This is a genomic window from Bradyrhizobium sp. Leo78, from assembly GCF_059512425.1.
Map to the genome: position 1 here is coordinate 17,068 of NZ_JCAMOT010000056.1, position 22,198 is coordinate 39,265.

Sequence of the window (22,198 nt, forward strand, 5' to 3'; positions counted from 1 at the left end):
TCTGACGGAAGGTTCCGGGTCCTCGGGAACTTTTTTGCGACTGCTCAGCAAGCTGTTAGACCAAGCCTAAAGCGGGAACGAAGGTCGCACTTTGGCGTTTGCTGTCGGCGGGGCAGGATTTCATATGGCCAAGAAGACCAAACAGCTCGAACGGGACTATTTCGAGAGCGAGCGCAATTTCCGTCTTCTGGTCAAGGCCGTCACCGACTACGCCCTTTACATGCTGAGCCCACAGGGCATCGTCGTGAACTGGAATGCCGGTGGCGAGCGAATCAAGGGCTATTCATCCGAGGAAATCATCGGCCAGCACTTCTCGCGTTTTTATACCCCGGCGGATCGGGCGGCGGGCAAGCCAGCACGGGCGTTGAAGATCGCCGAGGAGACCGGCCACTACGAGGAGGAAGGCTGGCGCGTCTGCAAGGATGGCTCCTTCTTCTGGGCGAGCGTTGTGATCGACCCGATTCGCGACCGCTCCGGCCGCCTGATCGGCTTTGCCAAGATCACCCGCGACATCACGGAGCGACGCGAAGCGCAGCTCAAGCTGGAGCAGATACAGCGACAGCTTGCGGAATCCCAGAAGATGGACGCGCTCGGCCAACTGACCGGCGGTGTCGCGCACGACTTCAACAATCTCTTGATGATCGTCTCAGGCAATCTGCATAAAATCAAAAAGGAGCTAACAAGCGTGAAGGCCCTGGGCGCACTGAGCGCGATCGAGAACGCTACTCAACGTGCCGCGTCCCTGACGAGCCAGCTCCTCAGCTTCGCCCGACGACAGAGCGTCAATCCGCGGACCATCGACGTCGATCGCCAGATCATGTCGGTGCGCGAGGTGTTGGCAAGTGCCCTCGGCAGCATGGTGACGTTGCAGATCGATATCCAGCCCAACGTCTGGCCGGTCTTCCTCGATCCCACCGAGTTCGAAACCGCCCTCCTCAACCTTGTCATCAACGCCCGCGATGCGATGCCGGAAGGCGGCACCGTCACCATCTCGGCGCGCAATGATCTGGACAAGGATCAGGTTCTGATTTCAGTCGAGGATACCGGCGCGGGCATTCCACAAGATGTGCTCAGCAAGGTGTTCGATCCCTTTTTCACGACCAAGCCCATCGGCAAGGGAACTGGCCTCGGCCTCTCCCAAGTGCATGGCTTCGTCCACCAAGCCGGCGGGACGATCGAGATCGAAAGCGCGCTTGGCACGGGCACCAAGGTCCGTCTCCGCTTGCCCCGCAGCAGCGCGGCCGTGCATCACGAACAGGGGAGCTTGAACAAGCAAGCCTCCGCGACCGTTCTGCTGGTCGAGGACAATCCCGCTGTGGCCGACGCAAGTACCGGGCTGCTCGAGCAACTCGGCTACACCGTCCGCTGGGTGCCTAACGCCGAGACGGCGCTGCAAGAGATCGAGGCTGACGATGTCGACCTCGTATTCAGCGACATCATCATGCCCGGCAAGATGGACGGACTGAAGCTGGCGCGCGAGATCAGAGAGCGAAATCCGACGCTGCCAGTCCTGCTCACGACCGGTTATTCCGATTCCGTCAAGCACGTCAGGATGGATTTTCCAATCCTCCGCAAGCCCTACCAGCTTCACGAGCTCAGCCGTGAGCTGTCCAAGCTGACCGGGCACGACTGACCCCCGCGGCGCGGGTCGCCATTTCTTGCGGCTCGCAGGAACCTGCCCGCCCCCAGATCTGTTGTTGCGGCAGCCATGGGAAATGCCGCTGGAGCATTGATGGCCAATGACCACCCGCAGGAGACCGCCGAAACGCAGCAAGCTCGCGCACGGGAGGGATTTGGCGGCATGCCGTCCGCTCGTGCTCGACGATTCCAGCTCCGATGAATTGCTGGACGATTGGATGGTCGCCTATCCGGGCACCGAGTTGGTCACGTCGGCGGCCTGATCTGAAGCCTTGGCGACCCCATCAACCGGCCTGACTCGTGGACGGCCAGCTTCCCCGGACGAGCCGGACCCGTTCGATGCGCCCGCATTGCTCGCAGCGATATTGAATGACGTCCTTGCCGTCCTCGCCCGGCGCGCTCCGCTCGAGCCGCATTGTCTTCCTGCAGATCTCGCAGGAGATCAGTGTGAGCAGCGGGTTGCGATCGTCATTCATCGTTCCCGTCCGACACAAAACTCACCGAAGTTAACCTATGTGGCGGTTGCGGCGGCTGAAATGGGCCATGTTATCACTATTCGATGTAGTTATTATCGATGGCCGCCGGGGGCCGAGCTTATGGAACGTAAGCGATCTCCATTGGAGCGACAGGCGGCCGACGCGCTGCGCCGCGCACGCCGGCTCCCCGTCGGCGCCGACCGCAACGATCTTCGCCAGCTTGCAGTCGGACTGCTCTTGTTGCACCGCCGTGGCATGGACGCCCTGCTGGAAGGTCGCCTCCACGGGTTTTCCCGGCTGAACCGGCCTCTTTCCGAAACAATCGTCGATTGACATTCCAAGAACGGGAGCATCGGGCCGACACGCGCAATACTCGCTGCGCTATTCCGGTTGCCAAAGACCGGCCAACTGCTCGGCCGCGGTTCACCGAGCAGATCGACCTGGTTCGCGTCAGCCGCTCTTTTCGGCGGTATCGATACTTTCACGATGAATCTCGATGCCGGCATCATCAAGCACCACGACCGCATAACCTTTGCCGAGATATTCCTGCCCGCTCTCAGCGAGATCGATCGCAAGCCGCTTGGCGTGCACGAGCGCCTGGTCGCGGTCACCCACCGGTCGTCCGATGGCATCGAGCGCCCGATCGTGGTCAACAATCCAGAAGTGATAGCGGGTCATCGGTATGCTCGTGGCTGCGACCGCCTTCAGCTGGTATTGCTCTCCCGCCACTTTTCGAGGTCAGGTTTGGGATCGCCGGATCGCTGCTCCTTCTCCGGCTTCTCCTTCCACGGTTTGTCGGTCTGCTTGTGCGAACCCCAGTCGGTCTGCTGCCGGGGATCATCGAGTGGCGTTTCCTTGCTCATGCGACACCTCCTGGAGGAAGCAAGCGCAAGCGCTAAATCTGTTCCTAACGCGGACACTCCGCCGCGGTCACGTCGCAGGTTCGAGCTCTCGCCCGACCAGCATCGCGCGCCCGTGCTTGAAGCGCCGATAGTCGTCGATCGCCCTGTTCGCCAGCAGAAGGCGCCGCCGCTCTCCCCGTCGCACCATCAGTTCGATATCGTCGACCAGAAAGCGGCTCGCGACTGCGCCATCGTCAAGCTCGCCGGCGCGCTCGAGAAAGTCCCAGGCAATCTGCACCGAATCTTCGATCAATATGGGCAAGGGCTCAGTCATGGTCTCCTTGCGGTAAAAACGCGCGGAAACCACGTCCGTTCCTGGTTGGAAGCGGGCGGGAGCACATCGTGCTGTGCTGTCGCGCAACTGCCCGCCTATCTATCCGCAAACGCGGCTAGCGAGGCTGGTTGGCGCGCTCAATCCTTCTTCGGTCGCACAACCGGCTGGCGTTTCAGGTGCTCTCTGACGTCGGGCAGCCGTTCGCTGCCGCCGGCAGCTTTCCACTGACCGATCAGCTCAGTCATCTCCGAGCGCATGGCAAGCAGCCGGCGCGCCGCCTCCGTGCAATCGTGATCGTGATTGACCTGATCGCGGACCACGCCCTCGGCAACGATCATCTCGTCCCGTAGCGCACTGATCTTGCGACGGATTTCATTAATTCTATTATCCATGGCTTGTTAGAACAAAAATAGAACATAAAGTCAAGTCACGGATTTGAGACTACGAGGCAGCGGACCATGAGGACACCGGTGGCGAAATATGGCGGGGTACGCGAGCGCGCCAGTGCTCAAATGACCCGCGCTCAGGCATTGCGATTGAAGGGTCTTGCGGAGGAGGCCTACCAGCCCAGCCAATACGCGGGGGATCTGAGCTCTGAGGAAGCCGAGCGGCGTATTCAGGCGCTCGAGGCGGAAATCGCGCTGGCGGATTCCTTCTAGCCGATGCCGGCAGCCCCTCGCCTCCTGTTAACAAATGATATAGCCGGGTGACTTAAGCGTCGGTTGATCGTTGCCCGGAGCGTCTCTTGCTGGATATCGAAAGGAATTCGCCGCTCCCGTTCCCGCTTGCGTTGAGGGACGGGCGGACGATCGCGACCGTTGGCGACGTGGCGGATTTCTTTTCATCACTCACTGAGGATCAGCGCGAACGCGTTCACTGGCGAACGGCGATCCTGATGCTGAACAATGCCATGAAGGAATCGCGCTATCTGAAGATCGCCGCCATCAACCTGCGCTCCGCGCTCGCCTATGACCGCTTGCTGGCGGAGGACGCGCTGTGACCGTGTTCGTAGGGGCATGGCCGAATCGCGGCTCTCTGCGGCAATCCGGGGTGGCCTTGGAGACTGGGCGCCCCGTTTCCTGTCAGAGCAGTTTTGCGCGCACGAACAGCGCGCGCAGCGCATTAGTCGCCGGGATCGCCAGCATCGCGTTGTCGGCGGCTTTCTCCAGCGCGCTGACCGCCTCGTCGTGCAGCGTGCGGAATTCCATCCACTCCACCGAGTTCAGATTGGTGATGAAGCGATAGGCCTGGCCGACGGTCGCAATCGTGACGGTCTCGCCGTTCAGCTTGATCTTGAACGTCGCCTTCAGCGGTGTGTCGGAACTCGATACGTCACCCATGACGCGGTTGTGCAACGGGCGTAGCCAAAGTCAATCTAATTCTATCTCCCGCCCTGGACCTTCATCCCCACAGGCCCGATCTCTGTTAGCTTTCTCCGGGGTGATTCGTGCTCGCGGACAGCAAAGACACATATCTGGATGCGCTCAATCCTGCGCAACGGCGCGCCGTCGAGCACGGCGTCGGGCCGGATGGAACCATTGGCGCGCCGCTTCTGGTGATCGCCGGCGCCGGATCAGGCAAGACCAACACGTTGGCCCACCGCGTTGCGCATCTGATCGTCAGCGGTGCTGACCCACGCCGCATCCTCCTGATGACCTTCTCGCGCCGCGCGGCGGCGGAAATGACCAAGCGCGTCGAACGGATCGCCCGCCGCGTGCTCGGCGACAACGCGGGCGTGATGACCGATGCGCTCACTTGGTCCGGCACCTTTCACGGCATCGGCGCGCGGCTACTCCGGGAATATTCCGAGCGGATCGGGCTCGATCCTGCCTTCACCATCCATGACCGCGAGGATTCCGCCGACCTCATCAACCTCGTCCGGCACGATCTCGGCTTCTCCAAAACCGAGAGCCGCTTCCCGACCAAGGGCACTTGCCTTGCGATCTATTCCCGCTGCGTCAATTCCGAGACGCCGATCGAGAGCGTGCTCGGCATGTTCTATCCCTGGTGCTCGGGCTGGGCGGATGAACTGAAGCGCCTGTTTGCCGCTTATGTCGACGCCAAGCAGCAACAGAACGTACTCGATTATGACGACCTCCTGCTCTATTGGGCGCAGATGGTGACCGACGCTGCGCTTGCCGACGAGATCGGTCGCCGCTTCGACCACGTCATGGTCGACGAATACCAAGACACCAACCGCCTGCAATCATCGATCCTGCTCGCACTGAAACCCGGAGGGAGCGGGCTTACGGTCGTGGGCGATGACGCGCAGTCGATCTATTCGTTCCGCGCCGCCACTGTCCGCAACATCCTGGATTTTCCGGATCAGTTTACGCCGAGGGCGGAGCTCATCACGCTCGATCGCAACTATCGCTCGACCGAGCCGATCCTATCGGCCGCAAACGGCGTGATTGCGCTGGCCAAGGAGCGCTTCACGAAGAATCTCTGGACCGAGCGGACATCGTCGCGCAGGCCACAGCTCGTCGCCGTCCGCGACGAGGCCGATCAGGCGCGCTACATCGTCGAGCAGGTCCTGGCGAACCGCGAGGAAGGCGCGTTGCTCAAGCACCAGGCGGTCTTGTTTCGCACCTCCTCGCATAGCGGTCCGCTGGAAGTCGAACTCACCCGCCGCAACATTCCCTTCGTGAAGTTCGGCGGCCTGAAATTCCTCGACGCCGCCCATGTCAAGGACATGCTGGCGTTATTGCGCTTCGTGGAGAATCCGCGCGACCGCGTCGCCGGTTTCCGCATCCTGCATTTGCTGCCGGGCGTCGGGCCAAGCTCGGCGCAGCGGGTGCTCGAACGCATGGCCGAGGCTGCCGACCCGATTGCCGCACTCTGCACCTTGCCCTCGCCGCCGCGCGCTGGCGACGATTGGAAGGGATTTGTCCGCGCGATCGAGAACCTCCGCTATTCCGAGTGGCCCGTCGATATCGAGCGGGCACGGCTGTGGTACGAGCCGCATCTCGACCGCATCCACGAGGACGCCGAGGTCCGCCGCGCGGATTTGATCCAGCTCGAACAGATCGCAAGCGGCTATCCGTCGCGCGAGCGCTTCCTGACCGAGCTCACGCTCGATCCGCCGGATGCGACCAGCGACCAGGCGGGCCCGCCTTTGCTCGACGAGGACTATCTGATCCTCTCGACGATCCATTCCGCCAAGGGACAGGAATGGAAGTCGGTCTTCGTGCTCAACGTCGTCGACGGCTGCATGCCCTCCGATCTCGGCGCCGGGACCAGCGCCGAGCTGGAAGAGGAACGCCGCCTGCTCTACGTCGCCATGACCCGCGCCAAGGATGATCTGCACCTGATCCTGCCGCAGCGCTTCTTCGTGCACGGCCAGAGCGCCAAAGGCGACCGGCACATGTACGCCTCGCGCACGCGTTTCATCCCGGAGAGGCTGGTGCCGCTGTTCGAGCGCACCACCTGGCCGATTGCGCGTCCGGCGACCGCCGCGCCGGCAGATCGTGCAGCGCCGGTCGACATCCGCGCCAAGATGCGCGGGATGTGGCGCTAGCTGCGACGGCGATCGGGAACGATCGCTACCGCGCCACGTTGATGCGTTGATGCCAGGTGCAAAAACTTTTGCGATGGCCCGTGGCGGATGCTGAAGCCGCGCCAGAGCCGTCGTCCGATGAGCAGTCGTGAAAACCTTCCCGTGTGCCGTGCTGTTACTTTCTCGCGAAGATCTGCTTGAGGTAGCAGAGTCCATCGTAAGTCAGCCGCGTCTCGCGGGTCTCGCCCTTCGCTACTTCGCCTTCCAGGAACGTCTCGAGCTCCGGAAGCGCACGCTCGAACTTCTCCGTGATGCCCATCATCACGCAGGTTTCCTTGATGCGTTCGATCGGTTTTTCAAGAACGTCGATTTGAACCATCGCCTTCAAATTCATGATCCAGCGCTTTGTTCCGACCGCTGCGGTGGAAGCCCGCCGTCGGTCTTGGAGAATCATCTGGTGATCGCTTAACCGGCCGAGAGTCTACTTGTCATGCGTGTCAGCAAGAAGAATGAGCGATCGGACAAGGCGGCGCGGCTGTGGCCCCTGCTCGCTCTGAACTTCTTCATGGCCGACATGCAGTCCGGAATCGGGCCGTTCGTCGGCGTCTTCCTGCAGGCGCACGGCTGGGCGAGCGGCTGGATTGGGACCGCGATGACGATAGGCAACGTCGCGGGCATGCTGATCACGACGCCGATCGGCGGCTTCATCGATGCAAGCCGGCACAAGCGCGCCTGGGTGATCGTGCCGGGCGTCGCCGTTGTCACCGCCTCGGCCCTCATTCTGCTGTCGCAAAACTTCTGGGCCGTCGCCGCATCGCAAATCGCAACCTCGCTTGCCGGCGCCGCCATCGTTCCCGCCGTCACCGGCATCACGCTTGGCATCGTGAGGCAGAAGGGCTTCAACCGGCAGAACGGCCGCAACCAGGCCTTCAACCATGCCGGCAACATGGTCGGCGCGGCCGTATCGGGCTATCTCGGTTGGAAATACGGCTACACGGCCGTGTTCCTGCTGGCGGCGCTCTTCGGCGCCATTGCGATCGCATGCGTTCTTCTGATCCCTGCCGACGCCATCGACAACAGGGCTGCGCGTGGCACCAAAGAGGATGATCCGGAGAGCCAGCCAAGCGGCTTCACGGTGCTGGCGAGGCACAAGGCGCTGCTCGTCCTCGCATTGGCATTGGCGGCCTTCCATCTCGGCAATGCCGCGATCCTTCCGCTGTATGGGTTGGCGGCGGTTGCCGACGGCTTTGCCAAGGGGCCGGATTTCGTGGCGACCACGATTGTGATCGCGCAGGCCGTCATGATCGTGACCTCGATCGTCGGCATGCGCGCGGCGGAAAACCGCAGCTATTGGCCGGTGCTGCTCGCGTCCTTCCTGGCACTGCCGCTGCGCGGCATCCTCGCGTTCTTCCTCACGGGCTGGTGGGGCGTAGTGCCCGTGCAAATTCTCGACGGCATCGGCGCCGGCCTGCAGAGTGTCGCGGTCCCGGGAATGGTCGCCCGCTCGCTGAACGGGACCGGCCGTATCAACCTCGGACAGGGCGCGGTGATCACCGTTCAAGGCATCGGCGCTTCGCTCAGCCCCGCGCTCGGCGGCTGGATCGCGCAATGGATCGGGTATGCGCCGACATTCGTCCTGCTCGGCGCACTCGGCCTGGTCTCGGTCGCGCTGTGGGTCGGCTTCGCCCCCGAGATGAAGAAATATTGATGCCCGCTGGCCCGCTCTGGTTCCGGCGGACCGGAATGACTAGATCGACATGAGCACCCTTCCGCCGATGTCCCTCTGTGAAGAAATCCGTGGTCATTCTCGTCCTGCTGATTGTCGTTCCGCTTGCCTTTTCGACGGTCGCCTATTTGCTAGGAGACAGGCGCGTCGATTGGCAGACGGCCGACCGATCGAGCGCGGGCCTGCTGCCGAAAGCCTCCGAGCATCCGGCTGCCGTCGTCCGAGTTTATGCTGCGCGCACCGTGCGCTGGCGCGGGATTTTTGCGGTCCACACCTGGATCGTGGTCAAGGAACAGGATGCGCCGCGCTACAGCCGCTATGACTACACGGCGTGGGGGCAACCGATCCGGGTCGACGGCTTCGAGGCCGACGGCCGATGGTTCGGTGCCGCGCCGGAAGCAATCGTCAGCGTGGACGGCGCGAACGCCGAGCCGCTGATCCCGAAGATCCGGGCTGTCATCGAGAATTACAGGTTTCGCGACTATGGCGATTACAGCGCCTGGCCGGGCCCGAACTCGAACACGTTTGTTCAGGCGGCACTCGACGCCGTGCCGGAACTGCAAGCGGTGCTACCGCCGACGGCGATCGGCAAGGACTATCCTTACCGGGGCGAGTGGTACGGCGTCACCGCGTCGCGCACCGGTGTCTTCGCTACATTGGGCGGTTATCTCGGTCTGACGATCGGCTGGATCGAAGGGATCGAGCTGAACTTGTTCGGCGGAGTCCTTGGCATCGATATCCGTCGCCCTGCCCTGAAGTTCCCGGGCGTCGGCCGGCTCGGCCTGCCGCTTGCCCGGTCATAGCTGGCTGCCGGGCTGGTTGTCAGAAGAAGCTATTCACTCGCGGAGTATCTCGTTGCCTGTTCTCAGTCATATGACCAGCGCCGCCTTGGGGTTCATTGTCCTGCTTGCTTTCCTTGGTCCGCCGACAGATCGGGAGGCAAAGGCACAAAGCGCGACCGCTGCAGCCGTCGCCAAGCCCGTATCATTACCCGACATCGCAATCGGCTCACCGAAGGCGCCAGTAACGATCGTCGAATATGCCTCGATGAGCTGTCCGCATTGCGCAGCGTTCGGCGAGAATGTCTTTCCGATGCTGCGTTCGAAATATATCGACACCGGCAAGGTCCGGTTCGTGTTTCGCGAATTCCCGCTCGACATCAAGGCCGCAGCCGCCTCGATGTTGGTGCGCTGCATCGGCAAGGACGATGCCGAAAAGCACTTCGCCGTCATTGAGACAATGTTCAAGCAGCAGGCCCGCCTGATGGATCAAACAAAGGAAACGCTGTTTCTGGTCGGCAAGCTGAACGGGATGAGCGAGCAGGACGTCGAAACCTGCGAGACCGACCAAGCGCTGCTCGACAAGATCGCCGCCGACCAGCGCTACGCAATGGAGACGCTCAAGGTCGACGCCACGCCAACCTTCTTCGTCAATGGCGAACAATGGAAAGGCGCGATGTCCTACGAAGAGCTGGACGCGAAGCTCAAGACCCTGCTCAAGCGCTAGAACGCCCCGCTCTCGCACATGCGATTGTGCAGAGCGGCATGCATCGCCTCATCGTCACAACGCAGATGTGCCCCGCGCGCTGGTGGGCTTGCCGTTCGCCGCAGCTGAAGGATAGCTTCGTCGTCCATAGGCGGGGCGATGGGCGCGACGCCCGCTTGAATCAAATGAACAGGCGCCATGGGGAAACGCCATGTTCGAGATTCTCGATCGCCGGAGGAGTCTGACCGGCAACCAGATCAAGATCCTTTCGGCTGCCATCATCGGCGACGCGCTGGAATTCTTCGATTATTTCCTGATCGGCTTCGTGCTCGCCTTCCTGATCGGGCCGTGGAAGCTCACCTTCGGACAGTCGGCGACGGTCCTGATGAGCTCCGGCATCGGCGCCATCATCGGAGCCTATGTCTGGGGCTGGCTCGCCGACCGGATCGGCCGCCGGATCGTATTCATCGGCACCGTACTCAACTTCTCGATCGCCACGGGCCTTCTGTACTTTACCCCCGATAACGGCTGGATCTATCTCGCGGTGCTGCGCTTCTTCGTCGGCACCGGCGTCGGCGGGCTCTATTGCGTGGACCTGCCGCTGGTGCAGGAGTTCGTGCCCTCGCACAAGCGCGGCTGGGTCGGCGGCCTCGTCACCTGCGTGATCCCGCTCGGCGTCGGGCTCGGCGCCGTCCTTGGGGCGTTCATGGGCTCCGACCAGTGGCGGCTGATGTTTGCGATCGGCGTGCTGCCGTCCCTGCTGGTGCTGCTGGTCCGGCTCTGGGTTCCCGAGAGCCCGCGCTGGCTGTGCCGCCAGGGCCGCTACGAGGAAGCGCGCAAGTCGCTCGCCTGGGCGCTACAAGTGGAGCCGTCCTCCCTCCCGCTGCCGACGGCGGCAGATGCCGGCCCGGTGATCAAGACGAGCTGGCTTGATCTCTTCAAATATCCGCGCAGCCTGATCGTCTCCTGGCTCGGCAATGCGGGCGCGCAGACCGGCGTTTACGGCATCACCCTGTGGGCGCCGGCGCTGTTCGTACTGCTTCTGAAGGTGACGCCGCAGGAAGCCGCCAAGATGATGATCCTGCTCAGTGTGTCGGGCTTCCTCGGCCGCATCTCTTTTTCCTTTCTCTCGGAGCTCCTGGGACGGCGGACCTCCGGCGGGCTGCTCGGTTTCGGCGCGGGCGCGCTGACGATCATCGCGGGCTATCATTACGACGCGACGCTGTTCGGCGTCTCCGCGTTCTGGCTGCTGTTGACCCTGGCATTCTTCTTCGCCGATGGCGGCTTTGCCATTGTCGGGCCTTATGCGGCGGAGGTCTGGCCCTCGCATCTGCGCACCACCGGCATGGGCTCGGCCTATGGCTTCGGCGGCATCGGCAAGATCATCGGTCCGGTCGGTCTTGCGCTGATCGTCGGCTCCAGCAACTACCTGAAGCCTGATGTGCCGCTGACGCAAATCCCGACCGCCTTCGTCTATCTCGGATGCTGGTTCCTGATGGCGGGCGCCGTCTATTACTTCCTTGGCATCGAGACCAGGGGCAAATCGATCGAACAGATCGATCGCGAGCTGACGGGCGAAGCCGACGTAGCGGCGACCGCGTCGGTTCGGCAAGCCTGAGGAGCTTTGAACGATGATCGCGACATCTGCCGAACTTGCGGGCGATCCGGCCGTGATCGCCCGCGCGAAAGCGGTCCAGCCGCTGGTCGCAGCGGCCGCAAACGAGATCGAGCAAACGCGCCGGTTGCCGCCGGCGCTGCTCGACCAGCTCCATGACCACAGGCTGTTTCGCCTGTTGCTGCCGCGGTCGTCGCAGGGGATCGAGACCGATCCCCTCACCTTCTTCCATGTCATGGAGACCATCGCGCAGGCCGACGCCTCGACGGCGTGGTGTCTGAGCCAGGCCGGCGGTTGCGCGATGGCGGCTGCCTATCTCGATTTGCCGGTCGCGCATGCGGTGTTCGGCGATCCCCGCGCGGTGCTGGCCTGGGGTCCCGGCCCAAGGGTGAAGGCAGTCGAATGCGCAGGTGGCTACCGCGTCACCGGCGTCTGGTCGTTCGCTTCCGGCGGGCGACACGCCACCTGGCTCGGCGCGCATTGCCCGGTCTATGCGGCTGACGGCTCGCCGAAACGCGACGCCAATGGCGCGCAGATCGAGCGCACCATGCTGGTGCGGACCGAGGACGTCGAATGGACCGACATCTGGAACACGGTCGGCCTGCGCGGCACCGCCAGCGACCAGTTCACGCTGAACGACTTCTTCGTCCGCGCGGACCATTCGATCACCCGCGAGTTCGAGCGCGAGCGCCGCGAGGCCGGCCCGCTCTACCGGATGGGGTCAGGCACCTGCTACCAGGTCGGCTTTGCCGGCGTCGCTTGCGGCATCGCTCGCGGTGCGCTCGACAATTTCGTCGACGTGGCACGCAACAAGGTGCCGCGCGGCGCCAAGAGCCCGCTGCGCGACAATGCGGTGGTGCAATCCGGCCTGGCCCTGGCCGAAGTCCATCTGCGTTCCGCGCGGGGCTTCGTGCTGCAATCGATGGCCGACATCTGGAAAGACCTCGTCGCCGGCAACGACATCACGGTCGAGCAGCGGATCACCATCCGCATGGCCGCCACCCACGCCATCCACAAGGCGTGCGAGGCCGTCGACTTCGCCTACAATGCCGCGGGAGCAACCGCGATCTTCGACGGCCATCCGCTCGAGCGCCGCTTCCGCGACATCCACACCGTGACCCAGCAACTGCAGGGCCGACTCAGCCATTTCGAAACCGTCGGCGCCTGGATGATGGGTGCCAATTGCGACCTTAGCTTCGTTTAGTTTCCAAGGAGAACACCATGCCGCTCGGCCGACTGCAGCATTACACGATCGAACCGCAGGACCTCGAAAAGACCAAGAACTTCTATTGCGACGTGCTGGGTCTTGAGAATGGCGAGCGGCCGCCGCTCGATTTCCCCGGCTACTGGCTTTATTCCGGCGGCATCGCCACCGTGCATCTGATGGGCACCCGCAAGCCGCGCGAGGGCATCGTGGTCCGCGGCACCGAGAAGACATACGAAGACACCGGCCGGCTCGACCACATCGCCTTTGCCGCGACCGACATCGATGGCGTGCGCAGGCGCCTTCGGGAACACAACATCCAGTTCCGCGAAAGCATTGTGCCACGCACCGGCGACACCCAGTTCTTCTTCTACGACCCGGACGGGGTCGCTGTGGAACTCAACTTCGCCAAGGCCTAGCAAAGGTTCTACGGCATAAGTTCCGCACCAGTTCATCGGCAGCCCTGCGCCGGCCGAAACCATTTTTTAGCGCCATACCAACGGGTTCCCGACAAGACCTTCAATCAGCCATAAGTCGGGCGTGAATCAGTCGAGGTTTCTTCAACTTTGCATGACGATTGGAGAGGCCGCGCCGCTGCGGCAGGATAGCCGGGTGCCGCGCCTTCAACCTACCCCAGGGCATGGTTACCCGGCTATTCGTGGCGGCCGTCGAAGTGCCCTCCCACTTAGTCCAGCCCCCGCTCGTGGCTTAGGCGGACCATTTCGTTGATGAAGGTCTGCTTCTGCTTGTCGTCGAGGCTCGCATAAAGCGGCTCGGCGGCATCGGCGACGTTGCGCTGGTCGACGGCGCGGTCGTTGAGGAACTGGGCCTCATTGCGCATCTGCTCCACGATATCGTCCGGCGGGTCGCGCTTGGCGCGGGCAATGCGCAGGTTCACGCGATCGGCGCCGTTGTGACCGAGATAGTGCATCGCACTATTGAAGCCCGCCCAATACTTCTCCTGCTCGGGTGTGAGGTTCAACTCCTTCTTGATCCGCTCGATGTTGGCGTCGCTGGTGGCGACGATCTGTTCGGCCGTGAGCTGCGGCACGCCCGCCTGGGTCAGCATCTGCGGCTGCTTGGCGGCTTTGTCCTTGGCGGCCTTCGCGGCCTTGCTGCTCTTGGCTGGAGCGCCTTGCCTGTCCGCCGGCGCCGGGTTGCTGTTGGGGTTGGTGCCGGTGAGCACGCCGGTCACCCCCGTGACCACGCCAACCACACCTCCAATTGCGCCGCCCAAGACGCCACCGACCGGCCCGGCAGCCTTGTTGCCTTCACGAGCCCCCTGCTGGACGCCCTGGATCAAGCCCTGCGCCTCCGCGCGCGGGGAGGCATTGAAGGACAGGATGGCAGCCGCCGCCAGCGCGGCGCAGAGCCTCAAGCGCGCACGCTGCTTCGATACCAAGCTTGGCATTATCGGAGTCTCCATGATCGATCGTGATCGCGGCTGAAGCGCCGCCGATCCCCGGACTTTATCGTTCTCCCCGCAAGCAGGTCTACCTGTCGCGTCCCTTCACTCGCGTGCGCCGCAAAAAAACGCCCTGCGGCAGGCATAGCGCAAAGATTAACAGATCCGACTGCCAGCCATTTGCACACAACGTTAGTTCTACGAAAGCATTCACCTGATTTCTCGACAGGCGCCGACAATTCTGCTCTGATCTCCAACGAGGAAATCGCCCCGCCGCCTCGAATGCGGCGAGCCAAAAAAACAAAAACGAGATTTCGCAAGTCTTTGACCGTCGGCTCACCAGGGAGGGAACGCCATGTCACGGAAGAAGCTGTCTCGACGAGAATTTGTTGCGGCTACAGCGCTGTCATCGGCAGCGCTGGTTACGGCTCCTTACATCCGCGGCGCCTATGCCGCGGGCACGCTCTCGATTGGTTTCTGGGATCACTGGGTGCCCGGAGCCAACAAGGCTTCTACCGAGCTCGTCAATGAATGGGCGGCGAAAGAAAAGGTCGAAGTGACGATCGATTACATCCCGAGCCAAGGCAATAAGAACCTGCTGACGATCGCCGCCGAAGCCCAGGCGAAGTCCGGTCATGACATTCTGCAGATGCCCACCTGGTGGCCCCATGCGCACGCCGAACTGCTCGAGCCCGTCAACGACATCATGGACCAGCTCGTCAAGCAGAACGGCAAGGTCAACGGAACGGTCAATTATCTGGGGCAAGCCAACGGCAAGTGGCTCGGCGTTCCCGCCAGCGTCGGCAGCCAGATCAAGGGCCCCTGCTCGCGCATCGATCTGATGAAGAAACATGCCGGCATCGATGTGCAGGAAATGTATCCGGCAGGTTCGCCGCCCAAAGATGAGAACTGGACATTGGACACGTTCCTGAAGGCGGCCGAAGCCTGCCACAAGGCCGGCGTTCCCTTCGGCATTGGCCTCGGCGAGACCAGCGACAATGTCGACACCGCGGGCGCGATCTTCCAGTCCTACGGCGCCGAGCTCGTCGATGCCAAGGGCAACCTGACCGTCAAGACCGATGCGGTGCGGCAGTCGCTCGAATTCTACAAGAAGCTGATCGCGTTCCTGCCGCCGGATGTGTCGGCATGGGACGACGCTTCCAACAACAAGTGGCTGGTCTCGGGCAAGGGGGCGATGATCATGAATCCGCCCAGCGCCTGGGCCGTCGCCAAACGCGACGCGCCGCAGATCGCCGAACAGTGCTGGACGCACGGCTTCCCGGCCGGACCGAAAGGCCGCTTTGCGCCCTATCTGCCTTTCTTCTGGAACATCTGGGCGTTCTCGAAGAATAAGGCAGCCGCCAAGAGCCTCCTGGTCCACCTGTCGCAGCCGGCATCGGTCGAGAAGATGGTGGTGGCGAGCGGCGGCTATGACCTGCCCGCCTATGAGAATCTGACCAAGCTGAAGGTGTGGGAGGAGGAAGGCCCCCCGAAAGGCACTCTCTTCAGCTATCCGGACCCCTACCATCGGCAAACGCTGTCGATCGCGGCCTCGCCGGCGCCGCCCAAGGTCGCGCAGCAAATCTATGCGCAGGCAACCCTAACCAAGATGTGCCTGCGTTTTGCCCAGGGTGAAGCGATGGAAAAGACGCTCGCCTGGGCCGAAGGCGAGTGTGAAGGCTTCATGCGGAGCTGAGAGCGAACGTGTCGTCGCGGTGGCCGTAACCGGCCGCCGCGGCGCGGACCGTCACCGCTGTTGGCGGCATCAGGTCCGACGTTCCGGATTCTCCGTTGGAATAACTCTCGCGAGGAAGATCGATCATGGCCGATGTCGCCCTTCACCCGAACCGTGTCCAGGCAACAAAAGCCACACGGAGGCGCAACGGTTTACACAATGCGCTGAGGCGCAAGTCGACGGTCGCGTTCCTGATGACGCTGCCGCTGATCCTCCTCGTCGCGGCGTTCGTCATCTATCCCGCGCTCTACTCCCTGCATCTGGCGACGCTGAACAAGTCGATGACGAAATTCATCGGCCTCGGCAATTTCGAGTTCCTGTTCAAGCGCGACACGTTCTGGCTGGTCGTGAAGCAGTCCTGCATCTTCGCGATTTCGGCCGTGATCTTCAAAGCGTTGATCGGCTTCATCGTCGCGCATTTCGTGCACAACGTTCCCGCCAACAAGCAGCGCAGATGGCGCGGCATGTTGCTGGTGCCGTGGGTGATCCCACCGGCGATGAGCACGCTCGCCTGGCTGTGGCTGTTTGATCCCTCCTATAGCGCCTTCAATTATACCCTGTCCTTCTTCGGCATCGGGCCGATCCCATGGACCGGCGATGCGAATTGGGCACGTTTCTCCGTCATCCTCGTCAACGTCTGGTATGGCGCCCCCTTCTTCATGATCATGTATCTGGCGGCGCTGAAATCGGTGCCCGAGCAGCTCTATGAGGCGGCCGCGATCGATGGCGCCAATTGGTGGCAGCGCATCTGGTACGTGACGCTTCCGATGATGCGCAACATCATCGCGATCACGACGCTGTTCTCGCTGATCGTCACCTTCGCCAATTTCGATATCGTCCGCATCCTCACCGCCGGCGGCCCGCTCGACCACACCCACATCTTCGCGACCTGGGCGTTCCGGGTCGGCATCGAGGGCAGCGACATCCCGCTCGGCGCCAGCGTCTCGCTGTTCATGGTGCCGATCCTCGCGGTGGCGGCGATCTTCATCCTGCGCGATATCTCCAAGCGGGGGAACGAAGCCTGATGAGCACAATCACGATCGACAAGGCCGGACCGACCCGTAAGGTCAAGAAATACGGCAGCATCAGCCGCGACCGCGCCTGGGCGCTGCGCTGGTCGTACTTCTTCCTGGTGCTGTTCGCGATCTTCTCGCTGACACCGCCGCTCTATATGCTCATCACTTCGCTGAAGAGCAGCGCCGAGATCTCGGCGGCGACCAATCCATGGTGGGTATATCATCCGACGCTTGAGAACTATATCGGGCTGCTGACATCGAACCAGTTCCTGCGCTTCTTCTGGAATTCGGCCTGGGTCTCGATCATCGTCGTGACCATCACCATGCTGATCAGCGTGCCCGCGGCGTTCGCTCTGGCACGGATGAAGTTCTGGGGTTCGGCAACGCTCGCGACCGGCGTGTTCCTGACCTACCTTATTCCGGACACGCTGCTCTTCATCCCGCTGTTCAAGATGTTCGTCCTGATCGGCGACTGGACCGGCATCCAGCTCATCAACCGCTGGTACGTGCTGCTCTTCATCTATCCGACGCTGACGGTGCCGTTCTGCACCTGGATCATGATCGGCTACTTCGCCTCGATCCCGAAGGAGCTCGATGAGGCCGCGATCATCGACGGCGCGTCCTGGTTCCAGACGCTGACGCGGATCTTCATTCCGGTCGCGCTACCCGGCCTGATCGCGGCGACGATCTTCGCCTTCACGGTCTCCTGGGCCCAGTTCCTCTATCCCCTGGTGTTCACGACCTCGACCGACCAGCTCGTGCTCCCGGTCGGCATCATCACCACCCTGATCAAGGGCGACGTGTTCAACTGGGGACAGATCATGACCGGGGCGCTGCTCGGCGCCGCGCCGCCGCTGATCATCTACGCCTTCCTGATGGACTATTACATTGCCGGCCTGACCGCCGGCGCGACAAAGGGTTGAACTCATGGCCGAAGTTTCGCTGCGGAAAGTCGTGAAGCGCTATGACGAAGTCGAAGCGGTGCGCGGCATCGATCTCGACATCGCCGACCATGAGTTCGTGGTGCTGGTCGGTCCATCCGGCTGCGGCAAGTCGACCACGCTGCGGATGATCGCGGGGCTGGAAGACATCTCGGACGGCGATATCACAATCGGCGGCGACATCGTCAACGACGTGCCGCCGAAGGACCGCGACATCGCGATGGTGTTCCAGAACTACGCGCTCTATCCGCATATGACGGTGGCCGAGAACATGTCGTTCGGGCTGCGGCTGAAGCACTATCCCAAAGCCGAGATCAAGAGCCGGGTCACGGAAGCGGCCCGCATGCTCGACATCACCGACCTGATCGACCGCAAGCCGAAGCAGCTCTCCGGCGGCCAGCGTCAGCGCGTCGCCATGGGTCGCGCCATCGTGCGTAATCCCAAGGTGTTCCTGTTCGACGAACCCTTGTCCAACCTCGACGCCAAATTGCGCGTGCAGATGCGGATCGAGATCAAGAAGGTCCACCAGAAGGTCCGCACCACCACGGTGTACGTGACCCACGACCAGGTCGAGGCCATGACGCTCGCCGACCGGGTGGTGGTGATGAACCACGGCCGCATCGAGCAGATCGGCACGCCGAATGAGCTCTACCACAAGCCGGCGACCCGCTTCGTCGCCAGCTTCATCGGCTCGCCCGCGATGAACTTCATGCCCTGCCGGCTCGAGGATGTCGACGGCCGGCTGCATCTGCGCCTGACCGACCGCCTCGCCTTTCCGGTGCCGCCGGCACGTTCCGCCCGCTACCAGGCGGTGCCGCGCACCGAGAGGCTCCTGCTCGGAATCAGGCCGGAACACATCGCCGAGGCCCGACCGCATCTGCACCCGGGAGTCGAGCCGTTCGAGGCCGTGCTCGACGTCACCGAGCCGATGGGCATGGAGACCCTGGTCTATTTCACCCTCGAGGACACCCCGATCTGCGGCCGGGTCAATCCCAACGCCGGCGCGCAGGATGGTGCCCCGCTCCGCTTGGCTGTGGACCTCAACAACATGCATTTGCTAAACGAGGTGACCGGCGTCGTCCTTTGACGACGCAATTCACGTACTAGCCAAGGGCAGGAAATGGCCACCAACAAGAAGAAGATTTTTGTCACTCAGACACTCTCATCGGGAGCACGGGCTCTCCTCAACGAACGGGACGACGTCGAACTCGTCGAATTTCCCAACCTGATCTCCGCCAGGGATTTCGCGGCCTTGCTGAAGCAGCATGCGCCGGTCCATGGTGTCGCACTTGGCCCCACCCCATTCGGCGAGCCGGAGCTCGAGGCGTCCGGAGACATGCAGGTGGTGACGCGGATCGGCGTCGGTTACGACGCAGTCGACGTCCCTGCGCTCTCGCGCCGCAAGGTACCGCTGATGGTGGCAGGCACGGCGAACTCGCCGTCAGTGGCCGAACAGGCCCTGTTCATGATGCTGACGCTGGCCAAGCGCGCACAGGAAATGCATGCCGTGGTCAAGGACGGCACTTGGGCGAACCGGCTCGGCGTGCTGCCCTTCGATCTCTATGGCAAGACCGTATTGATCGTCGGCTTTGGCCGCATCGGCACCCGCACCGCCAAACGGTGCCTGGCGATGGAAATGCAGGTGCTGGTTTACGATCCCTACAAGCCGGCCAGCGAAATCGCGGCCGCCGGCTGCGAGGCGGTGCCGGATCTCGACGCGGCACTGCCGCGTGTTGATTTCGTCACCATCCATTGCCCAAAGACGCCGGAAACGATCGGCATGTTCAACGCGGCGCGCTTCAGACTCATGAAGCCGACCGCCTATCTCATCAACACCGCCCGCGGCGGCATCGTCGATGAGAAGGCACTGCACGATGCGCTGGTATCGGGCAGGCTTGCCGGCGCCGGCCTTGACGTGTTCGAGCAGGAGCCGCCGCCGGTCGGCCAGCCCCTCCACAGCCTGCCGAACGTGATCATGGCCCCACACGTTGCCGGGGTCACGGTCGAAGCCGTCGACCGGATGAGCAAGCAGACCGCACGCAACATCCTGAGCGTCCTTGACGGCGCGCCGTTGCGGCAGAACGTCATCAACCAGGACGTGCTAAACTAATCCGATAAAACCGTCTATCTTCGGGCGGGCCGACAAGGATCGGCCCGTCATCAGCGCATGACCTGTGGATACCACTTCTTCCGAAAGGTCATTGCTCCAGCAAGAGGATAGAGACGAATGCGCGCCCGAAGATGCGCCGTTCGCTCTAGGTGTGGAATATGGCTTTCAAGGAATTCGGCAATTACGACGCGGTGGGCCTCGCCGAGCTGGTCCGCAACAAGCAGGTCAGCCCGCGCGAACTGCTCGACGAAGCGATCGCCCGCACGGCCAAGGTTGACCCGCAGATCAATGCCGTCGTCGTCAAGCACTACAATTATGCCGAGCAGCAGATCGACAAAGGGCTGCCGGACGGACCCTTCACGGGGGTGCCGTTCCTTCTGAAAGACCTCGACCTCCTGCAGGGAACGCGCACGACCTCCGGCGCCAGCGTTAACAGGGATTTCGTCGCGGACCACAGCAGCACCCTCACCCAGCGCTTCATCGACACCGGCGTGACCATCTTCGGCAAGACCGCGAGCCCCGAATTCGGGCTGATGCCGACCACGGAGACGCGTCTGTTCGGGCCGACCTGCAATCCCTGGAATCTCGCGCATTCCTCCGGCGGTTCCTCAGGTGGCGCCGCCGCCGTTGTCGCAGCACGCATCCTGCCCGTGGCACATGCCAGCGATGGCGGCGGCTCGATCCGCATCCCCGCTTCTGCCTGCGGGGTGTTCGGCATGAAGCCGAGTCGGGCCCGCAATCCGGTCGGTCCCGATCGTGGCGAGGGCTGGGGCGGCTTTTCGACCGCGCATGTCGTCAGCATCAGCGTGCGCGACAGCGCCGTGATGATGGACGCGATCCACGGTCCGGAGCCGTGGAGCCTCTATGTCGCGCCGCCCCCGGCGCGGCCGTTCTCGCAGGAAGTCAGCCGCGATCCCGGCCAGCTTCGCATCTCCTTCACGGACAAATCGCCCAATGGGGAGGCGATCGATCCCGAGGTCGCCGCAGCCGTCCGCGACACCGCAAAACTGCTCGCCGGCCTCGGCCATCATGTCGAGGAGCGCGCCCCCACCCTTCCAGCGGATCCCTCCACGGTGATGACGACGATTGTCAGCGGCAACACCGCGGTCGCCGTCCGAGCGATCGAGCAGCGCATCGGCCGCACCGTGACGGGCGACGACCTGGAAGTCCTGTCGCTGGCAAGCGCCCACAACGGACAAAATATCACGTCGGCGGACTACATCGCCGCGCAGCTCGCGGCGTTCCAGATCTCGCGCAGCCTCGCGATCTTCTTCGAGGGCTGCGACGTGTTCCTCAGTCCGACGCTGTGCACGCCGCCGATCCGGCTCGGCGAGATCAACACCATGTCGGAAGACCTGGCACAGATCGGGCCGATCCTGCGGCGCTACATGCCGGGTACCTCGATGTTCAACATGTCCGGCCAGCCTGCGATGTCTGTGCCGCTGGCCTGGAGCAAGGACGGTCTGCCGCTCGGCATGATGTTCGCCGCCAGGCTCGGCGACGAGGCAACGCTGTTCCGCCTGGCCGGCCAGCTCGAGCAGGTACGGCCCTGGAAGGACAAGCGTCCGCCGGTATGTGGGTAAGGGAAAAACTACAGCAGGGCCAAAACTCAGCCTCATTCCGGGGTTGAGTAGATGGGAAGTGTCGGCAACCATCTTTGCCGACCAATCCCTGAGGAAAGAGATTTGAGCCAGAGCGATCCTACCGACAATGCGCTTGCCGCCATCGCCAGCATTTTGGACGAGCAGCACGCGCCCGCGCCGATCGAGAAGCCGCAGGCCGACCCGGGGGCGGCCGAAGAGCAGCCCGCGAGCCCGCTGCCGCAGGAAGCCCATGGCTATTCGAAAGTCGGCCCCGGCCCGATGGCCGCCCTCCGCTTCAAGTGGACGGTGCGCGAGCAGGACGGCCAGTATTATGTCGACGAGACCATCGGCGAGAATTCGAAGCCCCTGGTGAGCGGCCCGATGGACCGGGAGGCCGCGATCAGGTTCGTGGACGACCGCGAGGCCGACGCACATCATCGCTTTGAGGTCTTGAAGCAGGAAATGGCCAGCCGCGCCGCCGTCGCCAGCCTGATCCGCGAGGAAGGCGGCGAGATCTAGATCGCGATGAAGTTAGGTTCGTGCATATCCTGAGTTTGCCAAGTAGCTTGCGCATTCTTTGGGCGTGAAGAGC

At 62.9% G+C, this 22,198-nt stretch carries 28 protein-coding genes; 19 read left to right on the forward strand and 9 right to left on the reverse strand.

Annotated features, from left to right (window positions below):
• The first annotated feature begins 124 nt into the window (after nucleotides 1-124).
• Both AC5ZG1_RS38885 and AC5ZG1_RS38890 read left to right on the forward strand, forming a co-directional pair.
• On the forward strand, nucleotides 125-1,633 hold the full coding sequence (locus AC5ZG1_RS38885; protein ID WP_456644920.1) for a PAS domain-containing hybrid sensor histidine kinase/response regulator family protein: 1,509 nt from the start codon (nucleotides 125-127) through the stop codon (nucleotides 1,631-1,633).
• Nucleotides 1,634-1,739: 106 nt separating this feature from the next.
• Nucleotides 1,740-1,901, forward strand: a complete 162-nt coding sequence (locus AC5ZG1_RS38890; protein ID WP_165435337.1) for a hypothetical protein — start codon at nucleotides 1,740-1,742, stop codon at nucleotides 1,899-1,901.
• A gap of 21 nt (nucleotides 1,902-1,922) precedes the next feature.
• Here AC5ZG1_RS38890 and AC5ZG1_RS38895 read toward each other — a convergent pair whose 3' ends face one another.
• The gene (locus tag AC5ZG1_RS38895; protein WP_496136067.1) at nucleotides 1,923-2,114 is read right to left on the reverse strand and encodes a hypothetical protein; all 192 of its coding nucleotides are present in this window, start codon (nucleotides 2,112-2,114) and stop codon (nucleotides 1,923-1,925) included.
• Nucleotides 2,115-2,255: 141 nt separating this feature from the next.
• Between AC5ZG1_RS38895 and AC5ZG1_RS38900 the strand changes: the two genes are divergently transcribed.
• Nucleotides 2,256-2,447 carry a hypothetical protein gene (locus tag AC5ZG1_RS38900; protein WP_130227526.1) on the forward strand — a complete coding sequence of 64 codons (192 nt, stop codon included), beginning with the start codon at nucleotides 2,256-2,258 and terminating at the stop codon, nucleotides 2,445-2,447.
• A gap of 117 nt (nucleotides 2,448-2,564) precedes the next feature.
• Here the strand turns inward: AC5ZG1_RS38900 and AC5ZG1_RS38905 are convergent, their stop codons facing one another.
• From AC5ZG1_RS38905 to AC5ZG1_RS38920, 4 genes are all read right to left on the reverse strand, one after another.
• Nucleotides 2,565-2,792, reverse strand: coding sequence for a DUF6894 family protein (locus AC5ZG1_RS38905; RefSeq protein ID WP_035691254.1), 228 nt, complete (start codon nucleotides 2,790-2,792; stop codon nucleotides 2,565-2,567).
• A 26-nt stretch (nucleotides 2,793-2,818) separates the two neighbouring features.
• Complete coding sequence (locus AC5ZG1_RS38910; protein ID WP_165435335.1) at nucleotides 2,819-2,977, reverse strand: hypothetical protein; 159 nt, start codon at nucleotides 2,975-2,977, stop codon at nucleotides 2,819-2,821.
• 67 nt (nucleotides 2,978-3,044) lie between these two features.
• A complete protein-coding gene (locus AC5ZG1_RS38915; RefSeq protein ID WP_456644918.1) occupies nucleotides 3,045-3,290 on the reverse strand; it encodes a hypothetical protein in 246 nt (81 codons plus the stop codon).
• Between the two features lie 137 nt (nucleotides 3,291-3,427).
• Nucleotides 3,428-3,682: a hypothetical protein gene (locus tag AC5ZG1_RS38920; protein ID WP_245287457.1), complete on the reverse strand. Its 255-nt coding sequence runs from the start codon at nucleotides 3,680-3,682 to the stop codon at nucleotides 3,428-3,430.
• A gap of 78 nt (nucleotides 3,683-3,760) precedes the next feature.
• On the opposite strand from AC5ZG1_RS38920, the gene AC5ZG1_RS38925 reads away from it, so the two are divergent.
• Complete coding sequence (locus tag AC5ZG1_RS38925) at nucleotides 3,761-3,949, forward strand: DUF3072 domain-containing protein (RefSeq protein ID WP_496136068.1); 189 nt, start codon at nucleotides 3,761-3,763, stop codon at nucleotides 3,947-3,949.
• Nucleotides 3,950-4,035: 86 nt separating this feature from the next.
• Nucleotides 4,036-4,290 carry a hypothetical protein gene (locus tag AC5ZG1_RS38930; protein ID WP_130227524.1) on the forward strand — a complete coding sequence of 85 codons (255 nt, stop codon included), beginning with the start codon at nucleotides 4,036-4,038 and terminating at the stop codon, nucleotides 4,288-4,290.
• 82 nt (nucleotides 4,291-4,372) lie between these two features.
• Here AC5ZG1_RS38930 and AC5ZG1_RS38935 read toward each other — a convergent pair whose 3' ends face one another.
• Complete coding sequence (locus AC5ZG1_RS38935) at nucleotides 4,373-4,630, reverse strand: hypothetical protein (protein ID WP_028166438.1); 258 nt, start codon at nucleotides 4,628-4,630, stop codon at nucleotides 4,373-4,375.
• 107 nt (nucleotides 4,631-4,737) lie between these two features.
• Here AC5ZG1_RS38935 and AC5ZG1_RS38940 point away from each other — a divergent pair, with 107 nt between their 5' ends.
• Nucleotides 4,738-6,807 (forward strand): ATP-dependent helicase, encoded by a 2,070-nt coding sequence (locus AC5ZG1_RS38940; RefSeq protein WP_496136069.1) that lies wholly within the window; start codon nucleotides 4,738-4,740, stop codon nucleotides 6,805-6,807.
• Between the two features lie 154 nt (nucleotides 6,808-6,961).
• Here AC5ZG1_RS38940 and AC5ZG1_RS38945 read toward each other — a convergent pair whose 3' ends face one another.
• Nucleotides 6,962-7,240: a hypothetical protein gene (locus AC5ZG1_RS38945; protein ID WP_028166440.1), complete on the reverse strand. Its 279-nt coding sequence runs from the start codon at nucleotides 7,238-7,240 to the stop codon at nucleotides 6,962-6,964.
• A 36-nt stretch (nucleotides 7,241-7,276) separates the two neighbouring features.
• Here AC5ZG1_RS38945 and AC5ZG1_RS38950 point away from each other — a divergent pair, with 36 nt between their 5' ends.
• From AC5ZG1_RS38950 to AC5ZG1_RS38975, 6 genes are all read left to right on the forward strand, one after another.
• On the forward strand, nucleotides 7,277-8,494 hold the full coding sequence (locus AC5ZG1_RS38950; protein WP_456644913.1) for an MFS transporter: 1,218 nt from the start codon (nucleotides 7,277-7,279) through the stop codon (nucleotides 8,492-8,494).
• 89 nt (nucleotides 8,495-8,583) lie between these two features.
• Nucleotides 8,584-9,315, forward strand: a complete 732-nt coding sequence (locus AC5ZG1_RS38955; protein ID WP_496136070.1) for a DUF3750 domain-containing protein — start codon at nucleotides 8,584-8,586, stop codon at nucleotides 9,313-9,315.
• Nucleotides 9,316-9,385: 70 nt separating this feature from the next.
• A complete protein-coding gene (locus tag AC5ZG1_RS38960) occupies nucleotides 9,386-10,018 on the forward strand; it encodes a DsbA family protein (RefSeq protein ID WP_208826692.1) in 633 nt (210 codons plus the stop codon).
• Nucleotides 10,019-10,208: 190 nt separating this feature from the next.
• Nucleotides 10,209-11,615, forward strand: a complete 1,407-nt coding sequence (locus tag AC5ZG1_RS38965) for an MFS transporter (protein WP_496136071.1) — start codon at nucleotides 10,209-10,211, stop codon at nucleotides 11,613-11,615.
• A 13-nt stretch (nucleotides 11,616-11,628) separates the two neighbouring features.
• Nucleotides 11,629-12,816 (forward strand): acyl-CoA dehydrogenase family protein, encoded by a 1,188-nt coding sequence (locus AC5ZG1_RS38970; protein ID WP_496136072.1) that lies wholly within the window; start codon nucleotides 11,629-11,631, stop codon nucleotides 12,814-12,816.
• A gap of 17 nt (nucleotides 12,817-12,833) precedes the next feature.
• Complete coding sequence (locus tag AC5ZG1_RS38975; protein ID WP_496136073.1) at nucleotides 12,834-13,235, forward strand: VOC family protein; 402 nt, start codon at nucleotides 12,834-12,836, stop codon at nucleotides 13,233-13,235.
• 266 nt (nucleotides 13,236-13,501) lie between these two features.
• Here the strand turns inward: AC5ZG1_RS38975 and AC5ZG1_RS38980 are convergent, their stop codons facing one another.
• Nucleotides 13,502-14,227 carry a Spy/CpxP family protein refolding chaperone gene (locus AC5ZG1_RS38980; protein WP_496136074.1) on the reverse strand — a complete coding sequence of 242 codons (726 nt, stop codon included), beginning with the start codon at nucleotides 14,225-14,227 and terminating at the stop codon, nucleotides 13,502-13,504.
• A 349-nt stretch (nucleotides 14,228-14,576) separates the two neighbouring features.
• On the opposite strand from AC5ZG1_RS38980, the gene AC5ZG1_RS38985 reads away from it, so the two are divergent.
• The gene (locus AC5ZG1_RS38985; RefSeq protein ID WP_028166447.1) at nucleotides 14,577-15,917 is read left to right on the forward strand and encodes an ABC transporter substrate-binding protein; all 1,341 of its coding nucleotides are present in this window, start codon (nucleotides 14,577-14,579) and stop codon (nucleotides 15,915-15,917) included.
• On the opposite strand, the gene AC5ZG1_RS38990 is transcribed toward AC5ZG1_RS38985, so the two are convergent.
• Complete coding sequence (locus AC5ZG1_RS38990) at nucleotides 15,904-16,044, reverse strand: hypothetical protein (protein ID WP_496136075.1); 141 nt, start codon at nucleotides 16,042-16,044, stop codon at nucleotides 15,904-15,906. The two genes, AC5ZG1_RS38985 and AC5ZG1_RS38990, sit on opposite strands and share 14 nt — an antisense overlap.
• Here AC5ZG1_RS38990 and AC5ZG1_RS38995 point away from each other — a divergent pair.
• The 6 genes from AC5ZG1_RS38995 to AC5ZG1_RS39020 all read left to right on the forward strand — a co-directional run bounded on the left by AC5ZG1_RS38995 (nucleotide 16,043) and on the right by AC5ZG1_RS39020 (nucleotide 22,125).
• The gene (locus AC5ZG1_RS38995; protein ID WP_456644907.1) at nucleotides 16,043-16,981 is read left to right on the forward strand and encodes a carbohydrate ABC transporter permease; all 939 of its coding nucleotides are present in this window, start codon (nucleotides 16,043-16,045) and stop codon (nucleotides 16,979-16,981) included. The genes AC5ZG1_RS38990 and AC5ZG1_RS38995 overlap by 2 nt on opposite strands.
• Nucleotides 16,981-17,895 (forward strand): carbohydrate ABC transporter permease, encoded by a 915-nt coding sequence (locus tag AC5ZG1_RS39000; RefSeq protein ID WP_028166449.1) that lies wholly within the window; start codon nucleotides 16,981-16,983, stop codon nucleotides 17,893-17,895. The genes AC5ZG1_RS38995 and AC5ZG1_RS39000 overlap by 1 nt, the downstream gene beginning before the upstream one ends.
• Nucleotides 17,896-17,899: 4 nt before the next feature.
• The gene (locus AC5ZG1_RS39005; RefSeq protein WP_130227516.1) at nucleotides 17,900-19,000 is read left to right on the forward strand and encodes an ABC transporter ATP-binding protein; all 1,101 of its coding nucleotides are present in this window, start codon (nucleotides 17,900-17,902) and stop codon (nucleotides 18,998-19,000) included.
• A gap of 33 nt (nucleotides 19,001-19,033) precedes the next feature.
• Nucleotides 19,034-20,023 (forward strand): hydroxyacid dehydrogenase, encoded by a 990-nt coding sequence (locus tag AC5ZG1_RS39010; protein WP_456644905.1) that lies wholly within the window; start codon nucleotides 19,034-19,036, stop codon nucleotides 20,021-20,023.
• Between the two features lie 158 nt (nucleotides 20,024-20,181).
• Nucleotides 20,182-21,606 (forward strand): amidase, encoded by a 1,425-nt coding sequence (locus AC5ZG1_RS39015; RefSeq protein WP_496136076.1) that lies wholly within the window; start codon nucleotides 20,182-20,184, stop codon nucleotides 21,604-21,606.
• Between the two features lie 102 nt (nucleotides 21,607-21,708).
• Nucleotides 21,709-22,125 carry a hypothetical protein gene (locus AC5ZG1_RS39020; protein ID WP_130227513.1) on the forward strand — a complete coding sequence of 139 codons (417 nt, stop codon included), beginning with the start codon at nucleotides 21,709-21,711 and terminating at the stop codon, nucleotides 22,123-22,125.
• Nucleotides 22,126-22,198: the final 73 nt, after the last annotated feature.